We start from the raw sequence: 2,360 nt of genomic DNA on the forward strand, positions 1-2,360 counted from the left end.
GCCGACAGGTCCTGACGCACCCGGCGCAGGGCGGCCGCCAGGACCGCCTGGTGGGAGCGGGGCAGGGGAGCGGGCAGCCCGGATTCCCCCTGCGCAGGCAGGTCCGACAGCGCCTGGCGCACGAGGTCGGGCTCCAGGTAGGGCATCGGATAGACGAGGGTGCCCCCGGCCTCGACGGGCGTGCCGATCGCCTCCGGATCCGTCACCACGTGCAGAGAAGGAGCCAGCATGTCGGCGAAAAGCCCCAGGCGCGCCGCCCCGTCGTGGTTCCCCGACGTCAGGACGACGGTCGTGAGCGCGGTCAGCTCGCGCAGGGCACGGCGCATCCGCGCGAGTGCATCAACGGGCGGAACCGCGCGGTCGAACACGTCGCCCGAGATGAGCACGGCATCCACGCCCCGCTCACGCACCAGGGCGACCAGCCACTCGATGAACGCGTCCGCGCTGTCGCCCAAAGACGCGCCGTGCAGCGTGCGCCCCAGGTGCCAGTCGGAAGTGTGCAGAATCAACATGCTCCCAGTGTGGCAGAGGGCGCCCACATCTGCGTCCGTCACACACGCTTGGAGGGCGGACACCTTCTGCATGCGCGCAGGTAGTCGATAGCATGGAGCCATGACCAAGCCCTTCCTCATGCTGACCTCCCGCGACGACGGCCCCGTCCTGGCCGCGGAGAGCGCCGACCTGCCTCGCTTCTCGGGACTGAGCCCCGACCAGGTGCGACAGGTACGCATGGAGAGGGAGCTGCCCGACCTGGACCTGTCCGAATACTCGGGTGCCTTCGTGTGCGGATCCCCGTGGGACGCGAACGCCGACGACCACCTGAAGGAAGCGCGCCAAGTGCGCGCCGAGGCCTGGCTGCGCTCCTTCTACGACCGGGCGCTGGGCGAATCCTTCCCGCTCCTGGGCCTGTGCTACGGGCTGGGCACCCTCACCCTGCACCTGGGCGGCGTCATCGACACCCACCACGGCGAGGAAATCAGCGGCATCGCGCTGACGAAGACCGACGCGGGCCGCGACGACCCGCTCCTGGAGGGCACTCCCGACCGCTTCCACTCCTACGTCGGCCACCACGAGGCGGTGCGCGAGCTGGCCCCGGGTACGCATGTCCTCATGGCTGGGGATGACACCCCGATTCAGATGGTGCGCGTGGGCGAGGCCGCGTGGGCGACTCAGTTCCACCCCGAGATGGACCTGGGCGGCGTTAACGTGCGTATCGACCAGTANCGCACCCGACTCCGCCCCGGCCTCGTCCGCCCCGGCCTCACCCGCCCCGGACGACGCCGCGCTCCAGGCGCACTTCATGGACGAAGCGATGCCCCTCATGGACCAACTCTTCGGCGCAGCCCTGGGCATGACCCGCAACCGAACCGACGCGGAAGACCTGGTCCAAGAGACCTACCTCAAGGCCTACCAGAAGTTCCACCAATACAAGCCCGGCACCAACATCAAAGCCTGGCTCTACCGGATCCTCACCAACACCTACATCACCAGCTACCGCAAGGCGCAGCGATCCCCCAAGCGTGCCTCCACCGACACCGTCGAGGATTGGCAGCTGGCCGACGCCGCCTCCCACGCGGAGGTGGGCCTGAAATCCGCCGAAGTCGAAGCACTCGAAGCACTGCCCTCCACGCAGCTGCGCGAGGCCCTCGATTCGCTTTCAGAGGAACATCGGATGGTTGTCCTCATGGCTGACGTCGAGGGAATGAGCTACAAGGAAATCGCCGAAGAACTAGGAGTTCCCATGGGGACCGTCATGAGCCGACTGAACCGCGCCCGCAAGAAGCTGCGCTCCACGCTGGCCNCGGTCATCGCGGGCGCGAGCGTGGGCGCCTGGCAGGGGCGGTGCACGACGATCAGGGCGTGCGGGTAGACCTCCCGGATGCGCGCCACCATACGTTCGGGGCGCGCGTCGTTCGTGACCGTGATCGACACGTACGAGGCCGTGGTGGCCTCGTCGGGATCGGTGAGCAGCTCATCCATGGTCCCCTCGAGCACCGCGATACCCCGCAGCGTCGGGATGGGCACCACCTCGATGCCGGTCACCGAGGCAGCGTCCGTGGTCACGAGGGTGACGGACTTCGTGGCCCCGGCCTCGGAGAAGGAATACGCGATGGGCGAGCCCGCGTAGCGGATCGGGACGGATACGCCCGAGATGTCCTGCGGGCGGTGCAGGTGCCCGGCCGCCACGTAGTCCAGTCCGTGGGTCAGGGGGTCGGCTCCCCCGAGCGTGTCGAACAGGTCCGCCGACACGGAGGGGACGCCGCCGACCTGGATGTCGCGCTCGGAGTCCGAGGTCTGAGCGCCCGTGATGAAGGCGTGCGGCATCGCGATGGCCGGGCGCTCGTCGCCCGAGCCCCGCC

General features: G+C 69.0%; 2 protein-coding genes and 2 pseudogenes. 2 read left to right on the forward strand and 2 right to left on the reverse strand.

The features are described from left to right. Window positions 1–512, reverse strand: a 512-nt coding sequence (locus BQ7477_RS01490; RefSeq protein ID WP_200783447.1) for a metallophosphoesterase family protein, incomplete at its 3' end; no start/stop codon positions are given. A 100-nt stretch (window positions 513–612) separates the two neighbouring features. Here BQ7477_RS01490 and BQ7477_RS01495 point away from each other — a divergent pair. Then, window positions 613–1,242: pseudogene (locus BQ7477_RS01495) on the forward strand (glutamine amidotransferase-related protein); the annotation flags it as partial. A gap of 58 nt (window positions 1,243–1,300) precedes the next feature. After that, entirely contained in the window at window positions 1,301–1,870 is a 570-nt protein-coding gene (locus BQ7477_RS01500; RefSeq protein ID WP_073982549.1) for a sigma-70 family RNA polymerase sigma factor, read from the forward strand. Here the strand turns inward: BQ7477_RS01500 and BQ7477_RS01505 are convergent. Further along, window positions 1,813–2,360 (reverse strand): annotated as a pseudogene (locus BQ7477_RS01505) (exonuclease SbcCD subunit D); the annotation flags it as partial. The gene BQ7477_RS01500 and the pseudogene BQ7477_RS01505 overlap by 58 nt on opposite strands.

The sequence above is a fragment of the Actinomyces bouchesdurhonensis genome (genome assembly GCF_900128465.1).
Lineage (GTDB): Bacteria > Actinomycetota > Actinomycetes > Actinomycetales > Actinomycetaceae > Pauljensenia > Pauljensenia bouchesdurhonensis.